This is a genomic window from Dietzia sp. HMSC21D01 (genome assembly GCF_001815995.1).
Taxonomy (GTDB): Bacteria; Actinomycetota; Actinomycetes; order Mycobacteriales; family Mycobacteriaceae; genus Dietzia; species Dietzia cinnamea.
In genome coordinates this window covers 1-18,880 of sequence record NZ_KV824067.1, presented here as the reverse complement: position 1 = coordinate 18,880, position 18,880 = coordinate 1, and the positions used below count along the sequence as shown (strand labels likewise).

Here is an 18,880-nt window from a genome sequence, read left to right as displayed (position 1 = left end):
CGCGCATCCGGAGGCCCACCGTCTCACCACTCGCACGGACCTGTCCGACACCCTGTTGGGCCCGCGGAACTACACACCGCGGCGGATCGGGCTCCTCGCCGTCGTCGCCATTATCCTCCTGGTCACGGTTTCGTTCCCGTTGCGCAACCACTACCAGTTCCTGCGCGACGAGAAGGCCGTGGCGCAGGAGCGGGCCGCGATCGAGGCGACGATCGCCGAGCTCGAGGCCGAGCAGGAACTACTGTCCGACCCGGCGTACATCGAGCAGCAGGCCCGCATCCGCTTCGGCGCCGTGAAGCCGGGGGAGACGCCGTACCGGGTGTCCATGGTGGATCCGGTGGAGCAGGCGGCGGCCGAGCAGCGGGCGGCGGAGATCGCGGCGCTGCCGTGGCAGACGCGGGTGTGGCGGTCGATCTCCGAGCCGACCGACCCGATCATGCCGGAGGATTCGGCGCTGCTCGAGGGCACCTCGATCCCCGGCGGCCCCGACACCCCGGCCGTACCGGTCGTCCCCGACGGCGTGCCCGGCGGTGACGACCCCGCCGCCCCCATCCCGGGCGGCGTTCAGGAACAACCACAGGAGAACCCCTAGCGTGAGCGCCGAACAGAGCGTGTCCCAGGCCGATCTCGACGCGATCGCGGCCCAGCTGGGCCGGCCGCCGCGCGGGGTGCTGGAGGTGTCCTACCGCAGCCCCGATGGGCGGCCCGGGGTGGTCAAGACCGCGCCGCGGCTGGAGGACGGCACCCCGTTCCCCACGCTGTACTACCTCACCGATCCGCGGCTCACCGCCGAGGCGAGTCGGCAGGAGTCCGCGGGGATCATGAGGGGGATGACGACGAGGCTCTCGACCGACCCCGAGATGGCCGCCAACTATCTGCAGGCGCACGAGCGGTACCTGGAGAAGCGGAACGCGATCGAGGACCTCGGCACCGACTTCAGCGGTGGCGGCATGCCCGAGCGCGTCAAGTGCCTGCACGTGCTCATGGCGTACGCGCTGGCCGAGGGGCCGGGCGTGGTGTGGCTGGGCGATGAGTCCGTGGCGCTGGCCTGCGAGGCCGGGCTGCGCGGCACCGCTCTGCCTGCCGACTGGCCGACGCCCGAGGACCTGGGGATCCCCGACTACCTCGCCACGGACGCGCAGTGACCGCTGCTGTGCGCGTCGGCGCGATCGACTGCGGCACCAACTCCATCCGGCTGCTCGTAGCCGAGGGCGTCCCCGGCGAGTCCGGCCTGACCGACGTGGTGCGCGAGATGCGGATCATCCGCCTCGGCGAGGGCGTGGACGCGACCGGGCAGCTGTCCGAGGGCGCGATCTCCCGCTGCCGCACCGCGCTCACCGACTACGCGGCGACCATGGCCGAGCTCGGCGTGCAGACGGTTCGTATGGTCGCCACTTCCGCCACGCGCGACGCGGCCAACAAGGACGAGTTCTTCGGCATGACCGCCGAGGTGCTGGGCGCCCATTTCCCGGGCGCGCAGGCCGAGGTGATCTCGGGGCAAACCGAGGCCGAGCTGACCTTCGCCGGCGGCGTCTCAGGCCTGCGGCCCGAGGACGGACCGTTCGTGGTGACCGATCTCGGCGGTGGGTCCACGGAGATCGTGGTGGGCGAGCTCGTCCGCGGCGAGGTGAAGATCCTCGGGGCCCGCAGCCTCGACATCGGCTGCGTGCGGATCACCGAGCGGGTGCTGCGCTCGGACCCGCCCACGGCTGACGAGGTCGCCGAGGCGCGTGCGGTGGTGTCGGCGGCGCTGGCCGAGGCCGGCGACGTCCCGGTGGGCCGGGCTGCGCGCTGGGTGGGCGTTGCGGGCACCTTCACCACGATGAGCGCGCTGGCGCAGAACCTGGGGGAGTACGACCCCGAGCGGATTCACGGCAGCGTCATCCCGCTGGAGCGGATGCGTGAGGTGTGCGACCGGCTGCTGGCCTCGTCGGTGGCCGAGCGCCGGGCGCTGGGGGCGATGCACCCGGGCCGCGCGGACGTGATCGGCGGGGGCTCCATCGTGGTTCAGGCGCTGTGTGATGTGATGGCAGAGCGCGCGGGGTTGTCCGAGCTCACGGTGAGCGAGAAGGACATCCTGGACGGCATCGCGATGTCGGTGCTGACCCGGCTGGCCGGCTAGCCCGGCCCGGCGCGTTGCGCGCCACCCGGTCCCGCTCCGGCGGGGTCGGCAAGCCCCCATAGCCCAATTGGCAGAGGCAGACGGCTTAAAACCGTTTCAGTGTCGGTTCGAGTCCGACTGGGGGCACCACTCATGCGCCCCATTCGGATGGCTAACCCTTCGCTGTCGTAGACGTATGTCAAGCTATGTTTACCTGGGTTAGTGAGTCATCGACGCTGACATCGCGTCCCCGTTAATGTTAGGAAAATTGCGAAGTGGCCTTGAGAAAGTCGGATTTGTACGCTTCTCTGTGGGCAAGTTGCGACCAGCTTCGCGGCGGCATGGATGCTAGTCAGTACAAGGACTACATTCTGACACTGCTGTTCGTGAAGTACGTGTCGGATAAGTCCAAGACCGACCGGGATAGCAGTCTGATCGAGGTACCTACGGGTGGCTCGTTCGACGACATGCTCGCCGCCAAGGGCGACAAGGAGATCGGCGACCGCTTCAACAAGATCATCGCCAAGCTCGCCGAGGCCAATGACCTGCGCAACGTCATCGATCAGGCCGACTTCAACGACGAAGAGAAGCTAGGCAAGGGCAAGGAGATGCAGGACCGCCTCTCCAAGCTGATCACCATCTTCAACGACCTCGACTTCCGAGGCTCTCGCGCCGAGGGTGACGACCTGCTCGGCGACGCCTACGAGTACCTGATGCGCCACTTCGCGACCGAGTCCGGCAAGAGCAAGGGCCAGTTCTACACACCGGCCGAGGTCTCCCGCATCCTCGCCAAGGTGGTCGGCATTGGACCGAACACCCGGCAGGACCAGACCGTCTACGACCCGGCCTGTGGCTCCGGCTCTCTGCTGCTCAAGGCTGCTGCTGAAGCGCCACGCGGCATGACGATCTACGGCCAGGAGAAGGACAACGCCACCTGGGCGCTGTCGAAGATGAACATGATCCTGCACGGCAACGAGATCGCGGAGATCGAGAAGGGCGACACCATCACCAGCCCGCAGTTCACCAAGGGTGACCATCTGCGGACCTTCGACTACATCGTCATGAACCCGCCGTTCTCGGTGAAGTCCTGGAACAACGGCCTCGAGAACGACTACGGCCGCTTCGAGTACGGCCGCCCGCCGGAGAAGAACGGCGACTACGCCTTCCTGCTGCACGCGCTCACTTCGCTCAAGAGCACCGGCAAGGCCGCGATCATCCTGCCGCACGGCGTGCTGTTCCGCGGCAACGCCGAGGCCACCATCCGCACCCGCCTGCTCAAGCAGGGATTCATCAAGGCCATCATCGGCCTGCCGGCAAACCTGTTCTACGGCACCGGCATTTCGGCCTGCGTGGTCATCCTCGATAAGGAGAACGCCCAGGCTCGCACCGGCGTCTTCATGATTGACGCATCCAAGGGCTTCATGAAGGACGGTAACAAGAACCGCCTCCGCAGCCAGGACATCCACAAGATCGTCGACACCTTCAACAAGCAGATCGAGATCGACCGCTACTCGCGCATGGTGCCGATGAGCGAGATCGCCGACGCCAAGAACGACTACAACCTCAATATCCCGCGCTACATCGATTCCTCCGAGCCCGAGGACCTGCAAGACCTCAGCGCCCACCTCCACGGCGGCATCCCCGACCGCGATCTCGACGCACTCCAAATCTACTGGGATGCCTTCCCGCAGCTCCGTAGCCAGATCTTCGCGCCGAACCGTCCCGGTTACAGCGACCTGGCGATCGATGTCAGCGCAGTGCAGAAGGCGATCTTCGATGCACCCGGTTTCCACAAGCTGCGCGACGAAGCCACGGGCATTGTGGCGGACTGGTTCGCTTCACACCGCGACACGCTGGCGGGCATCACCGCCGGCACCAAGCCGAACGAGCTCATCCCGACTATCGGCGACGACCTGCTGACGCGCTTCAAGCCGATGCCGCTGCTCGACGAGTACGACGTCTATGAGCAGCTCATGACCTACTGGCACGCTCAGATGCACGACGACGTCTACCTGATCATGGCCGACGGCTGGCTGAACGCCGCCAAGCCGCGCAAGACCATCGAGGACAAGGAGCGCAAGCTCTCCGAAACGCCCGATCTTGTGGTCGGTTCCGGTCGTAGTGCCACCAAGTACAAGATGGATCTGATTCCGCCGGCTCTGATCGTGGCGCGCTACTTCGCCGACGAACAGGCCGCCATCGACGACCTCACCGCCACGGCTGAAGAAGCCACCCGCGCCATCGAGGAGTATCTCGAAGAGCACGCCGTTGAGGACGGGCTGCTTGCCGATGCCGTGGATGATGACAAGATCTCCAAGGCGCTCGTGGCCGCGCGACTGAAGGCGATCAAGACGGGCGGCGATCCCGACGAAATCAAGGCACTCCAGCACGCTACCAAGCTGTACAACGCCGAAGCTGCAGCCAAGAAGGCTGTCAAGGACGCCCAGGCTGAGCTGGACCTCGCCACGCTTAAAAAGTACGGCGACCTGACCGAGGAAGACATCGAGACCCTCGTGCTCGACGACAAATGGCAGGCGACCGTCGTGCGCCGCATCGCCGGTGAAGTCGAAGCACTGACGCTCGACCTGGTTGCACGTATCCAGCAGCTAGGAGAGCGATACGCCGAGACCGTGAGCGATCTCGGCGGCGAACTGGAGAAACTCGAAGCGAAAGTCGCTAACCACCTCGCTGCGATGGGGGTGTCTGAATGATGGCTGCCGCGCCTTGGCCACACGCCCGGCTCGATGCTGTTGGAAGTGTCGTAACTGGCGGCACTCCGCCCACCAGTGACAGATCGAACTACGGGCGCCAGCATCTCTTTGTTAGCCCCGCTGACCTCGGGCGCACCAAGTACGTCCGAACGAGTGCCAAGATGCTTTCCACCAAGGGATTCGCAGGCTCTCGTCGGGTCCCGGCTGGGTCGACCCTCTTCGTGTGCATCGGTTCAACGATTGGCAAGGTCGGCCTCGCCGGGGAGGACCTCGCCACCAATCAGCAGATCAACTCAATCATTCCTAATGGCTCGGTCGATCCGGAGTTCCTGTTCTACGCAACTTCGACTCTGTCGGCGATCGTGCGCGAGCAAGCTGGCGAGCAGGCCGTTCCCCTCGTCAACAAGTCGCAGTTCTCGGAGTTCGAGATTCCCATGCCGCCGTTGGTGGAGCAGAAGGAGATCGCGACGGCCCTCGCCGACGCCGACGACCTGATAGCGACCCTCGAACGCCTAATCGCCAAGAAGCAGGCGATCAAGCAGGGCATGATGCAGCAACTCCTGACCGGCCGCACCCGCCTGCCTGGGTTTACTGGCGAGTGGACGGACAGCCGCCTCGGTGACGTGCTGACCGTTCGACACGGGCGCAATCAAAGGATTGTCGAGATCCCTTCGGGTACCGTACCGATCCTGGCGACGGGTGGACAGATTGGTTGGGCCGACCGCCCGCTGTACTCGAAGCCGTCGGTTCTAATCGGTCGTAAGGGAACGATTGATCGACCGCAGTATCAAGACCGTCCATTCTGGACTGTCGACACACTCTTCTACACCGAAATTTCGACCAAAGCTGATCCCCGGTTTCTCTACTACGTGTTTCAAACCATCGACTGGCGATCGATGAACGAGGCCTCAGGCGTCCCGAGCCTTAGCTCTACGCGCATTGAGAGTGTGGAAGTTCGACTTCCCGACCTAGCGGAGCAGAAGGCAGTTCGCAGGGTCCTCGATGATGCCGACGTAGAGACCACTGTTCTTCGCGCTCGCCTCGCCAAGGCCCGCGCGGTCAAGCAGGGCATGATGCAGCAACTCCTCACCGGCTGCACCCGCCTGCAAGTGGAGGCTGTGTCATGAATGTTGAGTGGGCGATTGGGGAGCTGGACAAGTTCATCACGATGACGGTGATGACGAACAACAGCCGGAGTGGACGTGGCTACGTCTCTATCACCCACACGTCAAGCACGGCTTCTTCGGACGCGGATGTGACCGAACAAGCGCAGGTTGTCGAGAAGATCCTCGACCGGGTGATCCCCACCTGGAGAACCGACATCGACCTTTCGAAGACCAATCGCTGGACCCGCCACCGCGAGGCTGCAATCCGTGCCCGCGAGGAGCTGATTCGCAAGCAAGAAGTCGAGGAGAACCTGGGCGAGAACGCACCCGAACTCTCCGCGGCCGAACTTCACCCATGGATATGGGAGGGCGCCAAGTCGCTCTGGCAGTCCGGCCATTATCGCGAAGCAGTCGGCGGTGCGATTCGAAAGCTCAATGCCGAGACACAGAACAAGGTGGGTCGTCGCGATGTGAGCGAGACGAACCTGTTTGAGCAGGCGTTCTCGACAGACCAGCCGAAGGCTGATGCGGCTCGGATTCGACGCATGAAAGACGACGGCAGTGACACCTACAAGTCGGTGCAGCGTGGCGCGATGTCTTTCGCGGAAGGGGTCTTTGCGGGTATCCGCAATCCACTGGGCCATGAAGTCGACCAGGAACTGAGCGAGCAGGAGGCGCTGGAGGACCTTGCAGCCCTTAGCGTGTTGGCTCGCTGGGCCGATCAGTCTGACGTGGAGGCTGCCTCGTGAGCGCCGGCAAATCGGTTCGCCTGTTTCTGGCTGATGGCACGCCGGGTGGCTTGCTGACCGCTGAGATTATGAACTGGACCGGTCATGTCGTGGCTGCGCCGCGTTCGGACCTTGCGGCGCTCTTGAAGCGTCCTGAGGCGACTCGCACCGGCATCTACATCCTGCTCGGTGATGACCCAAACAGTCTTGGCGGGCAAATGGCGTACATCGGCGAAGGTGACGACGTCAGCAAGCGCCTGTATCAGCATGCTCGCTCGGAAGACCAGAACGGCAAAGACTTCTGGGATCGAGCCATCGTGCTGACCAGCAAAGACGCCAACCTGACCAAGGCGCACGCCCGCTACCTGGAAAGTCGGTTCATCACGCTGGCCTTGCAAGCCAGTCGAGCCCGGCTCACCAACGGCACCACGCCGCCACCGATCGTCCTGCCCGAAGCTGACGTGTCGGACATGGAGTACTTCATCGAGCAGGCCAAGATCGTGCTGCCTGTGCTTGGGGTGAACATCTTCCGCTCACCGAAAGCAATGACCACTGCGTCGACTACCGAGGCAGTCGACCCGCGCACCGATTCGCCGCTGTTCGAGATGACATTGAAGAAGTTCGGTATCACCGCGACCGCACAGGAAGTCGACGGCGAGTTCACCGTGCTCGAAGGCTCCAGCGCCCGGCTGAAGTGGACAGGCGGCGAAGGGCACAGCTACACCAGCCTGCGTGCAAAGCTGGAGCAAGACGGCACGCTCGTGCCGACACCCGAGGGCTCGGCAATGCGATTCACCCGTAACCACGTATTCGCCAGCCCGAGCGCAGCCGCCGCCATCGTGGCCGGCCGCAGCGCCAACGGCCGCACCGCATGGCTGGTACAGAACACACGAAGAACGTATGGACAGTGGGAAACCGAAGGAGTTGAGGAGGCAATGCAGCGGGAGGTGAGCCATGAGTGACGTAGGACAAATTGAACGAGAAACCCAGAGCCGAGTGGTCGCGCTGTTTCGCGATCAGCTCGGTTACGAATACCTCGGCAACTGGGAGTACCGCGAGCGCAACGCCAACGTCGAGACCGAGCTACTGACGCAGAATCTGCGCGCTCGCGGCTACGACGACAACCTCATCAACCGCGCCCTCGACCAGCTCGGCAGAACAGCCTCGGTTGGCGCTGGCCACGACCTCTACGAGGCGAACAAGGACGTCTACGGACTGCTGCGTTACGGCGTGAAGGTCAAGCCCGGCGTGGGCGAACAGACGGAGACCGTCTGGCTGATCGACTGGAAGAACCCAGACGCCAACCACTTCGTCGTCGTGGAGGAAGTCACCGTCGCAGGCCAGCACACCAAGCGCCCGGACGTAGTGCTCTACGTCAACGGCCTGGCGCTCGCCACGCTGGAACTCAAGCGCTCCAAAGTCGCTGTATCCGAAGGCATCCGGCAGACCATCGGCAACCAGAAGCCGGAGTTCATCCAGTCGTTCTTCTCGACCGTGCAGTTCGTCTTCGCCGGCAACGACGTCGAAGGACTGCGCTACGGCGTCATCGACACACCGGAGAAGTACTGGCTGGAGTGGAAAGAACCGTCCGACGTCGCCGACCCGCTCGACCGAGCGCTACTGCAGATGTGCAGCAAGCCGCGTCTGCTTGAACTGATTCACGACTTCATCGTCTTCGATGCGGGCGTCAAGAAGGGTCCACGTCATAACCAGTACTTTGGCGTCAAAGCTGCACAGGACCGCATCGCCAAGCGCGATGGCGGCATCATTTGGCACACGCAAGGATCAGGCAAGTCCCTGACAATGGTGTGGCTCGCTAAGTGGATTCGCGAGAACCAGCCCGACGCCCGGGTGCTGCTGATTACCGACCGCACCGAGCTTGATGATCAGATCGAGAAGGTGTTCAACGGCGTCAACGAACAGATCTACCGCACCAAGAGCGGCGCCGACCTGATCAGCTCACTCAATGCCAGCGAACAGTGGCTGATCTGCTCCCTCGTCCACAAGTTCCGCGCCGCCGACAGCGACGGTGAAGACGACGAGGCGACCGCCGACTTCATCAAAGAACTGCACGCCACCATCCCGAAGGACTTCAAGGCCCAGGGCAACATCTTCGTCTTCGTCGACGAAGCCCACCGCACCCAGTCCGGCAAGATGCACACCGCCATGAAGGCGCTGCTGCCCAAGGCGATGTTCATCGGCTTCACCGGCACGCCGCTACTCAAGGCCGATAAAGCCACCAGCATCGAGACCTTCGGCTCGTTCATTCACACGTACAAGTTCGACGAAGCCGTGGCTGACGGTGTGGTGCTGGACCTGCAGTACGAGGCCCGCAATATCGACCAGGAGCTGACCAGTCCGGCACAGGTCGACAAGTGGTTCGAGGTCAAGACCAAGGGTATGACCGACCTCAGCAAGGCCGAACTTAAGAAGCGCTGGGGCACCATGCAGAAGGTCGTCTCCAGCGAGCCGCGCGCAAAGCAGATCGTCAACGACATCTTGCTCGACATGGAGACCAAGCCGCGCCTGATGGACGGGCGCGGCAATGCAATGCTCGTGGGATCGAGCATCTACCAGGCCTGCAAGTTCTACGAGATGTTCGTAGCCGCTGGCTTCAAGGGCAAGTGCGCCATTGTCACCAGTTACACCCCGAACGCCAGCGACATCGCCAAGGAAGACTCCGGCGCCGGCAAGACCGAGAAGATCCGCCAGTACGACATCTACCGCAAGATGCTGGCCGACTACTTCGACGAACCCGAAGACACCGCCGTGAACAAGGTCGAGGAGTTCGAGCAAGCCGTCAAGCGCCAGTTCATCGAGAACCCCGGCCAGATGCGGCTGCTGATCGTGGTCGACAAGCTGCTGACCGGCTTCGACGCACCATCGGCCACGTACCTCTATATCGACAAGAAGATGCGCGACCACGGTCTGTTCCAGGCCATCTGCCGCGTCAACCGCCTCGACGGCGACGACAAGGACTACGGCTACATCGTCGACTACCAGGACCTGTTCAACTCCATCGAGAACGCAGTCGACGACTACACCTCGGGTGTACTGGACGGCTACGAGAAGAAAGACATCGAGGGACTGCTGTCCGATCGCATCGAAAAGGCCCGCGAGAACCTCGACGAAGCCCTCGAGCGCATTCGTGCCCTCGTCGAACCCGTTGCGCCACCGAAGAACACGCTGCAGTACCAGCAGTACTTTTGCGCGGTGGAGCAGGGCAACGCCGAGCAACTCAAGGCCAACGAGCCCAAGCGCGTCGAGCTGTACAAGGCGGTTGCGGCTGCCACTCGTGCCTACGCCAATCTCGCCAACGACATGGCCGCCGCCGGCTACAGCCAAGCCGACGCCGAGGCGATCAAGAAGGAAATAACGCACTACGTAGACGTGCGTGCCGAGGTGAAGCTCGGTGCGGGTGAGGACGTCGACTTCAAGCAGTACGAGGCCGGCATGCGCTTCCTGCTCGACACCTACATCCAGGCCAGCGCTTCCGAAGTCGTCTCCAACTTCGAAGACACAGGTCTAATCGACCTAATCGTCAAGCTCGGCGCTGGTGCGCTCGACAAGCTGCCCGCCGGGATCAAGAAGGACCCCGAGGCGGTCGCCGCGACCATCACCAACAACATGCGCAAGGTGATCATCGACGAGCACGCGCTGAACCCGATGTACTACGACAAAATGAGCGAACTACTCGACGCCATCATCGAACAGCGCCGCCAGGAGGCCATCGACTACCAGGAATACCTGGCCAAGCTCCTCGACGCTGCTAAGCAGCTCGGCGCTAAGGAGTCCGACACGAAGTACCCCGACTGGGCAGACAACGACGCACGACGCGCCCTGATCGACTTCGGCTGGCCCGATCCGGCAACGCCGATCCAGGTGGACACCGCGATCTTGACGACCAAACCATACGACTGGGTCGGCAACCCGATGAAGGAAAAGGTCGTCAAGCGGGCGATCAGCCGCACGCTGCCGGAGGGCTTCGATCGACTCGACGAACTGTTTGAACTGGTGAAGGCGCGCGATGAGTACCGCTAACGCCTACTTCACTATCCGCGGCATCGACGTCGACGTCATCTACAAGGACATCAAAAACCTGCACATCGGCGTTTACCCACCGCTGGGCCGCGTTCGCGTTGCCGCACCAAATCGCCTCGACGACGATCAGGTGCGCCTGGCGGTGATCCAGCGCCTGCCGTGGATCAAACGGCAACGCGACAAACTGCGCTCCGCTGAACGGCAATCCGAGCGGGAGATGGTGACCGGCGAGTCGCACTATGTATGGGGCGTTCGTCGCCGGCTCAAGGTCGTCGAACGGCCCGGACGGGCGCACTTCGAGGTCGACGGCGAGCGGCTGGTGTTCTACGTGCCCGCTGACACTTCGGTCGAGAAGCGACGCACCTATCTTGACAGGTGGTACCGCGACCAGCTCCGCCAAGTGATCCCCGAACTCATCACCAGGTGGGAACAGACCCTCGAGGTCGCCGTGCCGAAATGGACCATCCGACGAATGAAGACCAAGTGGGGTTCTTGCAACCGCGAGACCCGACACATCTGGTTCAACGTCGAGCTCGCCAAGAAGCACTCCGATTGCCTGGAATACATTGTCGCCCATGAGATGACGCATTACTTCGAGCGCAACCACGGCGAGAGGTTCACGAGGTTGATGGATGACTACCTGCCCGATTGGCGGCGTCGACGAGAGCTTCTCAACCAAGCCCCATTGTCGGACGAGCGATGGCGATGATCGAAACCCAACTAAGAGAGATCCAAGCGTCTAGCTGATTGGTTTTCTCAGTAGCCCAATTTTGTCAATAGTTAAGAATATGCATCGACTCCGCTTCGGGCTCCCGCCCTCTATCGAGTGCGCGACGCCGCCAAGCGCCAGTTGGTGGCGGCAAGCGTGCCGGCAGGCTTTCTGCGAATTGCAATAGTCGACTGGAATCAACTAATTCTCATCGGGCGGGGATTGTTCGGGCGCGCTCCTAGCCGGTCGTCGATCTAAGAACTGGACGTCAATATCGTAGGGCTCGCAAATCGCTCGGATTGTTTGTTGTATGCCTTCTTCGACTCTCTTGCCCGAGCGTATTCCGATGCCCCTGAAGCTTTTTGCTGTCATCACTGAGATGTGTTCGTCATCTAGTTCGTCTTGAAGCAGGCGTTGGACCTCGATTACCGCAGGGTGCTTCTCGCCTATCGGTGCTCCGCCCTTTTGATTTCGACGGGGGTTGATGGTACGAGCTAGGCTGCGCACGGTGTTCAAAACCTCCTCGATCAGTTCGCGATCGCTCCGACTTGTTTCTTTCGGAGAGGTTTCGGAGGCATGTGATCCGCGAATTTCTCGTATCGTCTCCTCAAGTGAAGGCCACCAGGTTTTCACCGAGCGTTCGAGTAGTTCGGCGGGAAGTGGCTCTTCTAGCGCAGTATTCAAGGCGGTAGCTATTTCCAGGACCCCAGAGGCGGTCAGTTCTTGGCCCTGGAACTGCCCAAGGGGCAACTTGATGTCTGAAGGCTTGAGGTCGATGGCTACTGGAATGACGCGGCTAGAATCTATGGCTTTAGCTAGAGCGCCTGCTTCGAAGTTTAGCCACGATTCGGTCTGATTGTTCCGAGTGACACAGATTAGTCCGAAATTGGCGAACTGTAGCTGAGTCGCGATCTCCATTTGCCAACGGGTCCCAGCATAGATGTCCTTGGAAGAGACAAATGGATCCAGCTTGTTTATAACTCCGGGTAGCCATTCGCGAAGTGCTACGGCAACGTCGCGGCTGTAGGGTCCGGACCAACTGATGAACACCTTCATTCGAAGTACGATAGCCCACGCCTTGGCAGTGGCCGGTCTAAGCGGTGGGGGTGCAAGCTGTGTCTGCAGTCCACGCACCGCGGTAACGTCAAGCGCATCGCCATCTCTCGCCACCGGGGCACACCGATCAGCCGAGCCGGTCCCCTCCGCCCTCGCCCCCGCGCGGGCCCCGCACCCCCCGCTCCTAGACTGTCCCCTCGGCGCACGAGCCGCCGTCACCGACAGTCCACCCACCGCGAGGAGCCCTACGTGGAGTACGCGCAGATCGAGGCGCTGCGCGAGCGGCATCCCGCGTGGCGGATGCTGCGCGCCACGCACGCGCCGCTGCTGCTCACGGTGCTGGGCCGGTTCTTCGTGGAGGAGGGGCGCGGAGCGAGCCCGGAGAGCGAGCTCGTCGCAGCGCTGGACGACCAGCTGTACGCGATCAACACCCAGGACCCGGCCAACCCGCGGTTCCTCCGCACGGCCGCCGAGTACCTGGCGGACTGGGCCGGCCCCGAGGCGGGTTTCCTGCGGCGCTTCTACCCGCTGGGCGCGGACGAGATCCACTACGACGCCACCCCGGCCCTGGAGAAGGCCTACGCCTGGGTGCAGGGCCTGGCCGAGCAGTCGTTCGTGGGCACCGAGTCGCGCCTGCAGACCGCGGTGGACCTGCTACGCCAGATCGCGCAGGGCACCGAGTCCGACCCCGCCAAGCGCCTGGACCAGCTCGAGCGCCGCAAGCAGGACATCGAGCGGGAGATCGATCAGCTCCGCGAGGATCCGCAGGCCGGCCTGCTGGACCGCACTGCCGTGCGCGAGCGTTACCAGCAGTTCGCCGCCACCGCCCGCGAGCTGCTGGCCGATTTCCGGCAGGTGGAGGAGAACTTCCGCGCCCTGGACCGGTCGGCGCGCGAGCGCATCGCCACGTGGCAGGGCAGTAAGGGCGAGCTGCTGGCCGAGCTCGTCCACGGCCGCAGCATGATCGACTCCTCCGACCAGGGCCGCAGCTTCCAGGCCTTCTACGACCTGCTGCTGTCCACCTCGGGTCAGGAGGAGCTGTCGATGCTGCTCGACCGAATGACAGGCATCGAGGAGGTCGGCGCCGACCGCCGCTTGCGCACGGTCCACCACAGTTGGGCCGAGGCCGCCGAGCGCACCCAGCACACGGTCCGCAGCATCTCCGAGCAGCTGCGCCGCTTCACCGACGACCAGGTGTGGTTGGAGAACCGCCGCGTGCTGGACCTGGTGCGCGAGGTCGAGACCACCGCCCTGCACCTCCGTGACGGAGAGCTGCCGGGCTTCGGTCTGGAGCTGGAGGAGACCAGCATCGACGTCGCCCTGCCCACCGATCGCCCCCTGTTCACCGTCCGTCCGGCCTCCGAGGTCAACAGCGACCTGGAGCCGGTCGAGGCGGAGGAGGTCGACACGTCCGTGCTGGCCAACCAGGTCGTGGTGGATCCCGCGCGCCTGGCCACCCGCATCCGCGCGCTGATCCCGGTGCACGGCACCGCGCGGCTGGAGGACATCATCTCCCTGTACCCGCTCCAGCACGGCGCGGCGGAGATCGTCGGCTACCTGGCGCTGGACGAGGACGATCTCGTAGTGACTACCCACGAGCATGAGGAGACCGTGATCGAGTACCACGAGGCAGGCAGGCACATGCGCGCGACGATGCCGCGGGTGGAGGTCACCCGCCGATGACCGCCTCCGGATCCAGCACCTCCGACCGTGCCGTCGGGGACCGTGTCACCGCCGGCCGTGTCACCCCCGAGCGCGCCGTGGCGGTCAGCGCCATCCGCCTCATGCAGGGCGTCGTGTACCAGGAGTCCGACGCCTGGGACGACCTGGTGCGTCACCAGGGCGCCGTCCGTGACCACTTCGCCGTCGTGGGACTTGAGGTTGTTGTCGACGACGACGAGGGCTACGCCTACCTGCGGACCGCGGACACCCCGGAGGGCGAGAACGCTCTTCCCCCTGTCATCCGGCGACGAACTCTGACGTACGCCGACAGTCTCCTGCTGGTCCTCCTTCGCAAGCGACTTGCGGAGTTCGAGTCGGCGGGCGACCCCGGGCAGCTGGTGCTCACCCATGACGAGATCGTGGAGATGATCCAGCTCTTCCTGCACCGCAGCACCGACGAGGCGCGCGAGCAGCATCAGATCGACGCCTCCATCAACCGGCTCGTCGGCATGGGGTTCCTGCGCCAGCTCAAGGACCGTAAAGGGGAGTGGGAGGTGCGCCGCATCCTCAAGGCGTACGTGGACGCCGAGACGCTCTCGGACTTCTCGGCCAAGCTCGCCGAATACGCCGAGGCAGGCGCGCCTGAACCCACCACCACTGAACCTGGAGACACGGATGACTAGCGGCCTGTTCTCCTCGGTGGAGCTGGGCGGAGGCGAGCGCCCCGGCTTCCGCCTGGCCCGCCTCGAGGTCCTCAACTGGGGCACCTTCGACTCCCGGGTGTGGACCCTCGAGCCGGCGGGGGAGACCCTGCTGCTCACCGGCGACATCGGCAGCGGCAAGTCCACCCTGGTGGACGCGGTGAGCACGCTCATGCTGCCGTCGCACCGGATCGACTACAACAAGGCCGCCGGCGCCGCCCGCAAGGAGCGCACCCTGCGCTCGTACGTCGAAGGCCACCACAAGACCGAGCGCAACGAGGCCACCGGCAGCGTCCGCTCGGTCGGGCTGCGCGACGGCCACTCGTACTCGGTGATCCTCGGCGTCTTCCGCAACGAGGGGTACGGCGAGGAGGTCACCCTCGCCCAGGTCTTCCAGCAGCAGGAGGCCACCGGCCAGCCGTGGCGACGCTTCGTCACCGCCGACCGGGCCCTGTCCATCGACCCGGACTTCACCGGCTTCGGCTCCGACCTCGGCGCCCTCATCACCCGCCTACGCGAGGGCGGGGCCGTGGTGGACAAGGACTTCCCGACCTACGGCCGCGCCATGCGCCGCCTGCTGGGCATCCGCTCCGAGCAGGCCATGGAACTGTTCCACCAGACCATCTCCATGAAGTCCGTCGGCGACCTCAACGAGTTCGTCCGCACCCACATGCTCGAACCCGTGGACGCCTCCGCCCGCATCGAAGGCATCCTGCGCCACTTCGAGGACCTCACCCGCGCCCACGACGCCGTCACCCGCGCCCGCACCCAGCTCGCCGCACTCGAGCCGCTGGTCGAGCAGATCCACACCTACGACACCGCGCTCGAACGCCGGGAACGCCTCCGCGAGGAGCGCCTGGCCCTTCGTCCGTACTTCGCCGAGCTCCGCATCTCCCTGCGCCAAGCCGAGATCGACACGCTGACCACCGAGGTCGCCTCCGCCAACACCGAGGTGGTCCGCCTCCGGGCGAAGGCCAGGGAACTGGCCACCGAGCGCGAGGCCCTGGTCACCGCGCGCGCCGAATCCGGCGGCAACCGCATAGGCGACCTCGAGCGAGATGCCGCCGCCGCCCGGGAGCAGCTGGACGAGCGTCGTCGTCGTCGGGATCGGTTCACCGACGCGGTGACCCGCGCCGGCCTGGACCCCGTCACCGACGAGGCGGCCTTCACCCGCCTACCCGAGGCGATCGCCGCACGTGAGGCCGAGCTGGACTCCCACGGCGTCGACCTGGCCACCCGCCACAACGCGCTGGTCATGGAACACGGCGAGCGCAAACGGCAGCTGCGCGAGGTGCAGGAGGAGCTGACCGGCCTGACCGGGCGGACCAGCAACCTGCCCACCGAACAGCTGCAGGTCCGCGGCCAGCTGTGCGCTGAACTCGGCCTTGACGCCGCCGAGCTGCCCTTCGCCGGCGAGCTCATGGACATCGCCGCCGAGCACGCCCAGTGGCGCGGCGTCGCGGAACGCGTCCTGCGCGGATTCGCCCTGTCCCTGCTCGTGCCGCAGGAGCACTACGCCGACGTGGCCGAGTGGGTGGACTCCCGCCGGCTCACCTCCCGCCGCGCCGACGGCCGCGAGGTGGGCGTGCGCCTGGTCTACGAGCGGGTCCCCGAGAAGCACGTGCCGCTGCAGCGGCCCCAGACCGACGGGTTGCTGCTCGCGGATACCGTGGAGATCGCCGACTCGCCGCTGCGCGGCTACCTGGCCAAGGAGCTCTACGCCCGCGCCGACCACCTGTGTGCACAGACCATGGACGAGTTCCGCCGCGCCGACCGCGCCGTGACCGTCCAGGGACAGATCCGCTCCCGCAACCGGCACGTCAAGGACGACCGCACCGCCACCACCGACGCCCGCAACTGGGTGCTGGGCTGGCGCAACGAGGACAAGGTCGACGCGCTGCGGGCGCGGTGCGCCCGACTCGAGGGCGAGGTTGCCGAACTGGCCGCCCGCCTTGACGCCGCCACCGCCGAGCAGACCGCGGCCGGACAGGCCCGCACCGCGCTGGTGCGGCTCGACGAGTACCCGTCCTGGCGCGACCTGGACTGGGCCGAGGCCCAGCAACGCGCCGACGCCGCCGAGGCCGAGCGGCTGCGCCTGGTCCGCGGCAGCGACGAGCTGTCCGAGATCGACCAGCGGATCGCCGACCTCGACGCCCGCGCCGCCAACGTCGCCGACGACGAGCGCGAGCTTTCCGACCACCGCAGCCGCTGGCAGTCCAGCATCGACCACGAACAGCGGCAGATGGCCCGCGACCAGCGCGTGCTCGGCGAGCTGGACGAGGCACTGCTCGAGTCCGCGCGCGAGGTGTACCCGCGGTTGCGCGAGCGGCTCGGCTACGGCGAGGACCCCGGCGCCGAGCTGGCCCAGACCGCCGACGAGGCGCACTCCGCCGAGGCGGCGCTCTCGGATGCGATCGACGCCGACGCCGAGCGCGCCCAGCGCGAGCTCAACGGCCTCACCACGCGGATCCACCAGGCCATGGCCGAGATCCGCCGCACGTGGCCGGAGCAGACCAAGGAGATGGACGCGGCCGTGGCCGCCCGCGCCGAGTACGTGCGGTTCCACGCCCGACTGGCCGACGACGACCTCCCGCGGTTCGTGGACGAGTTCGAGAGCCAGCTGCGCAAGAACACCATCCGCGAGCTCGCCGGGTTCCACAACTGGCTGCTGCGCCAGGCCGACGACATCGGTCAGAAGATCGAGAAGACCAACGAGGCGCTCGGCGCGATCGACTTCAACCCCGGGCGGTACGTGCGGCTCGACCGCGAGAACACGGTCAACCAGGAGGTGCGGCAGTTCCGCGCCGACCTGCGCGGGGTCACCGACGACGCCTTCGACGGCGACGGCCAGTACTCCGAGGGCCGGTACGAGCAGGTGCGCGCGATTCTCGAGCGACTCCGCGGCCGCGAGGGGCACAGCGAGTCGGATCGTGCATGGCGGCTGCGCGTCACGGATGTGCGCAACTGGTTCACCTTCTCCGCCTCCGAGCGCGACCGCGAGACGGATCGGGAGTTCGAGCACTACCGCGACTCCGACGGTAAGTCGGGTGGGCAGAAGGAGAAGCTGGCCTACACCATTCTCGCCGCCTCGCTGGCCTACCAGTTCGGCCTGGAGTGGGGCGCGGCCAAGGCCCGGGACTTCCGGTTCGCGGTGATCGACGAGGCCTTCGGCCGCGGCTCGGACGCCTCCACCCGCTACGCGCTGGAGCTGTTCGCCAAGCTCGGCATCCAGCTGCTCATCGTGACGCCGCTGCAGAAGGTGCACGTGATCGCGCCGTACGTGCGGACGATCGGTTACGTGGACAACGTGGAGGGCCGCTACTCGCGGCTCGTGCAGATGACGACCGAGGAATATCAGCGGCAGAACGGGCTCGGCTGAGGGACGGCGAGGCCGAGATCGCGATCGTCGACGCCCTGGCGACCAAGCTCGGAGTGGCATTGACTCGTGGGGGATCGCTGACGCTCAGCGGGGGAGTGCGCATTCAGCTCGACGCTCGGAGCGAAGACGGGAAGTTCGCGGTGGAGGCGTACGCGCGACAGGGAAGGCTCAAGGGCGGCCAGCGGAAGAAGATCGCCCAGGACGTTCTGAAGCTCGCGCTACTTCGGAGCGAACCGGGATACCGCGACGTGCGGCCGATCATCGTGTTCGCGAGCGAGGAAGCGCGGTCGTCGATCACCGGCTGGGTCAAGCATGCCGCCAGCGTCTTCGGGGTCGAGCTTCACGTGGTCGACATCGATCCGGGTCTACGCAACGCCATACTCGCGACCCAGCGTCGGCAGAGGATGGTCAACGCCGACCTGGCGGCAGTGGCAGACGACCTCACCATTGACGAATGAGACGGGTCGCCACCGCCCAGATGATCATGGCCAACTCCACGGGCTCTGCCTGTCGCGGAGCTTCCACGAGCCGAAGGCGCGTCGGGGCATAGCTGCGGCCAACACGCCGAGAACGCCCCTGACCTGGCGATTAGGTGTTCTGTCGGCGGCCGTGTAACTTTATCGGAGCCGCCGGGGAGCGGGGCCGGAACGAAAAGGACCGGCTCGGCGAGTTGGGGGCGGGCCAGA

Annotated in this window: 14 protein-coding genes and 1 tRNA gene; 14 read left to right on the top strand and 1 reads right to left on the bottom strand. The window is 65.1% G+C overall.

Annotation, left to right across the window (positions count from 1 at the left end; genetic code table 11):
- The 10 genes from HMPREF3086_RS14795 to HMPREF3086_RS14750 all read left to right on the top strand — a co-directional run.
- A partial coding sequence (locus HMPREF3086_RS14795) for an FtsB family cell division protein (RefSeq protein WP_070722669.1) occupies positions 1-592 on the top strand: 592 nt, incomplete at its 5' end.
- A gap of 1 nt (position 593) precedes the next feature.
- Positions 594-1,145: a DUF501 domain-containing protein gene (locus tag HMPREF3086_RS14790; protein WP_070722666.1), complete on the top strand. Its 552-nt coding sequence runs from the start codon at positions 594-596 to the stop codon at positions 1,143-1,145.
- A complete protein-coding gene (locus HMPREF3086_RS14785) occupies positions 1,142-2,122 on the top strand; it encodes a Ppx/GppA phosphatase family protein (RefSeq protein ID WP_070722664.1) in 981 nt (326 codons plus the stop codon). The genes HMPREF3086_RS14790 and HMPREF3086_RS14785 overlap by 4 nt, the downstream gene beginning before the upstream one ends.
- 52 nt (positions 2,123-2,174) lie before the next feature.
- Positions 2,175-2,251, top strand: a tRNA-Leu gene (locus HMPREF3086_RS14780).
- Between the two features lie 125 nt (positions 2,252-2,376).
- Positions 2,377-4,812, top strand: coding sequence for a type I restriction-modification system subunit M (locus HMPREF3086_RS14775; RefSeq protein ID WP_083324464.1), 2,436 nt, complete (start codon positions 2,377-2,379; stop codon positions 4,810-4,812).
- Positions 4,809-5,939, top strand: coding sequence for a restriction endonuclease subunit S (locus tag HMPREF3086_RS18625; protein ID WP_141764105.1), 1,131 nt, complete (start codon positions 4,809-4,811; stop codon positions 5,937-5,939). The genes HMPREF3086_RS14775 and HMPREF3086_RS18625 overlap by 4 nt, the downstream gene beginning before the upstream one ends.
- On the top strand, positions 5,936-6,667 hold the full coding sequence (locus HMPREF3086_RS14765) for a TIGR02391 family protein (RefSeq protein WP_070722659.1): 732 nt from the start codon (positions 5,936-5,938) through the stop codon (positions 6,665-6,667). Before HMPREF3086_RS18625 ends, HMPREF3086_RS14765 begins: the two co-directional genes overlap by 4 nt.
- Positions 6,664-7,608, top strand: a complete 945-nt coding sequence (locus HMPREF3086_RS14760; protein ID WP_070722657.1) for a GIY-YIG nuclease family protein — start codon at positions 6,664-6,666, stop codon at positions 7,606-7,608. The genes HMPREF3086_RS14765 and HMPREF3086_RS14760 overlap by 4 nt, the downstream gene beginning before the upstream one ends.
- A complete protein-coding gene (locus HMPREF3086_RS14755; protein WP_070722656.1) occupies positions 7,601-10,687 on the top strand; it encodes a type I restriction endonuclease subunit R in 3,087 nt (1,028 codons plus the stop codon). Before HMPREF3086_RS14760 ends, HMPREF3086_RS14755 begins: the two co-directional genes overlap by 8 nt.
- On the top strand, positions 10,674-11,396 hold the full coding sequence (locus HMPREF3086_RS14750) for a M48 family metallopeptidase (RefSeq protein WP_070722653.1): 723 nt from the start codon (positions 10,674-10,676) through the stop codon (positions 11,394-11,396). Before HMPREF3086_RS14755 ends, HMPREF3086_RS14750 begins: the two co-directional genes overlap by 14 nt.
- Before the next feature lie 201 nt (positions 11,397-11,597).
- Here the strand turns inward: HMPREF3086_RS14750 and HMPREF3086_RS18165 are convergent, their stop codons facing one another.
- A complete protein-coding gene (locus HMPREF3086_RS18165) occupies positions 11,598-12,452 on the bottom strand; it encodes a toll/interleukin-1 receptor domain-containing protein (RefSeq protein WP_168169104.1) in 855 nt (284 codons plus the stop codon).
- A gap of 249 nt (positions 12,453-12,701) precedes the next feature.
- Here HMPREF3086_RS18165 and HMPREF3086_RS14745 point away from each other — a divergent pair, with 249 nt between their 5' ends.
- The 4 genes from HMPREF3086_RS14745 to HMPREF3086_RS14730 all read left to right on the top strand — a co-directional run bounded on the left by HMPREF3086_RS14745 (position 12,702) and on the right by HMPREF3086_RS14730 (position 18,652).
- A complete protein-coding gene (locus tag HMPREF3086_RS14745) occupies positions 12,702-14,135 on the top strand; it encodes a DUF3375 domain-containing protein (RefSeq protein WP_070722650.1) in 1,434 nt (477 codons plus the stop codon).
- On the top strand, positions 14,132-14,797 hold the full coding sequence (locus HMPREF3086_RS14740) for a DUF4194 domain-containing protein (RefSeq protein ID WP_083324463.1): 666 nt from the start codon (positions 14,132-14,134) through the stop codon (positions 14,795-14,797). Before HMPREF3086_RS14745 ends, HMPREF3086_RS14740 begins: the two co-directional genes overlap by 4 nt.
- Positions 14,790-18,194 (top strand): ATP-binding protein, encoded by a 3,405-nt coding sequence (locus HMPREF3086_RS14735; RefSeq protein WP_070722648.1) that lies wholly within the window; start codon positions 14,790-14,792, stop codon positions 18,192-18,194. The genes HMPREF3086_RS14740 and HMPREF3086_RS14735 overlap by 8 nt, the downstream gene beginning before the upstream one ends.
- Before the next feature lie 95 nt (positions 18,195-18,289).
- Positions 18,290-18,652 (top strand): hypothetical protein, encoded by a 363-nt coding sequence (locus HMPREF3086_RS14730; RefSeq protein ID WP_070722646.1) that lies wholly within the window; start codon positions 18,290-18,292, stop codon positions 18,650-18,652.
- Positions 18,653-18,880 lie beyond the last annotated feature (228 nt).

Excerpts from the sequence above, each read along its gene's own strand:
- HMPREF3086_RS18625 (WP_141764105.1), top strand. The coding sequence starts at position 4,809 with ATGATGGCTGCCGCGCCTTGGCCACACGCCCGGCTCGATGCTGTTGGA.
- HMPREF3086_RS14765 (WP_070722659.1), top strand. The coding sequence starts at position 5,936 with ATGAATGTTGAGTGGGCGATTGGGGAGCTGGACAAGTTCATCACGATG.
- HMPREF3086_RS14755 (WP_070722656.1), top strand. The coding sequence starts at position 7,601 with ATGAGTGACGTAGGACAAATTGAACGAGAAACCCAGAGCCGAGTGGTC.
- HMPREF3086_RS14750 (WP_070722653.1), top strand. The coding sequence starts at position 10,674 with ATGAGTACCGCTAACGCCTACTTCACTATCCGCGGCATCGACGTCGAC.
- HMPREF3086_RS18165 (WP_168169104.1), bottom strand. The coding sequence starts at position 12,452 with ATGAAGGTGTTCATCAGTTGGTCCGGACCCTACAGCCGCGACGTTGCC.
- HMPREF3086_RS14740 (WP_083324463.1), top strand. The coding sequence starts at position 14,132 with ATGACCGCCTCCGGATCCAGCACCTCCGACCGTGCCGTCGGGGACCGT.
- HMPREF3086_RS14735 (WP_070722648.1), top strand. The coding sequence starts at position 14,790 with ATGACTAGCGGCCTGTTCTCCTCGGTGGAGCTGGGCGGAGGCGAGCGC.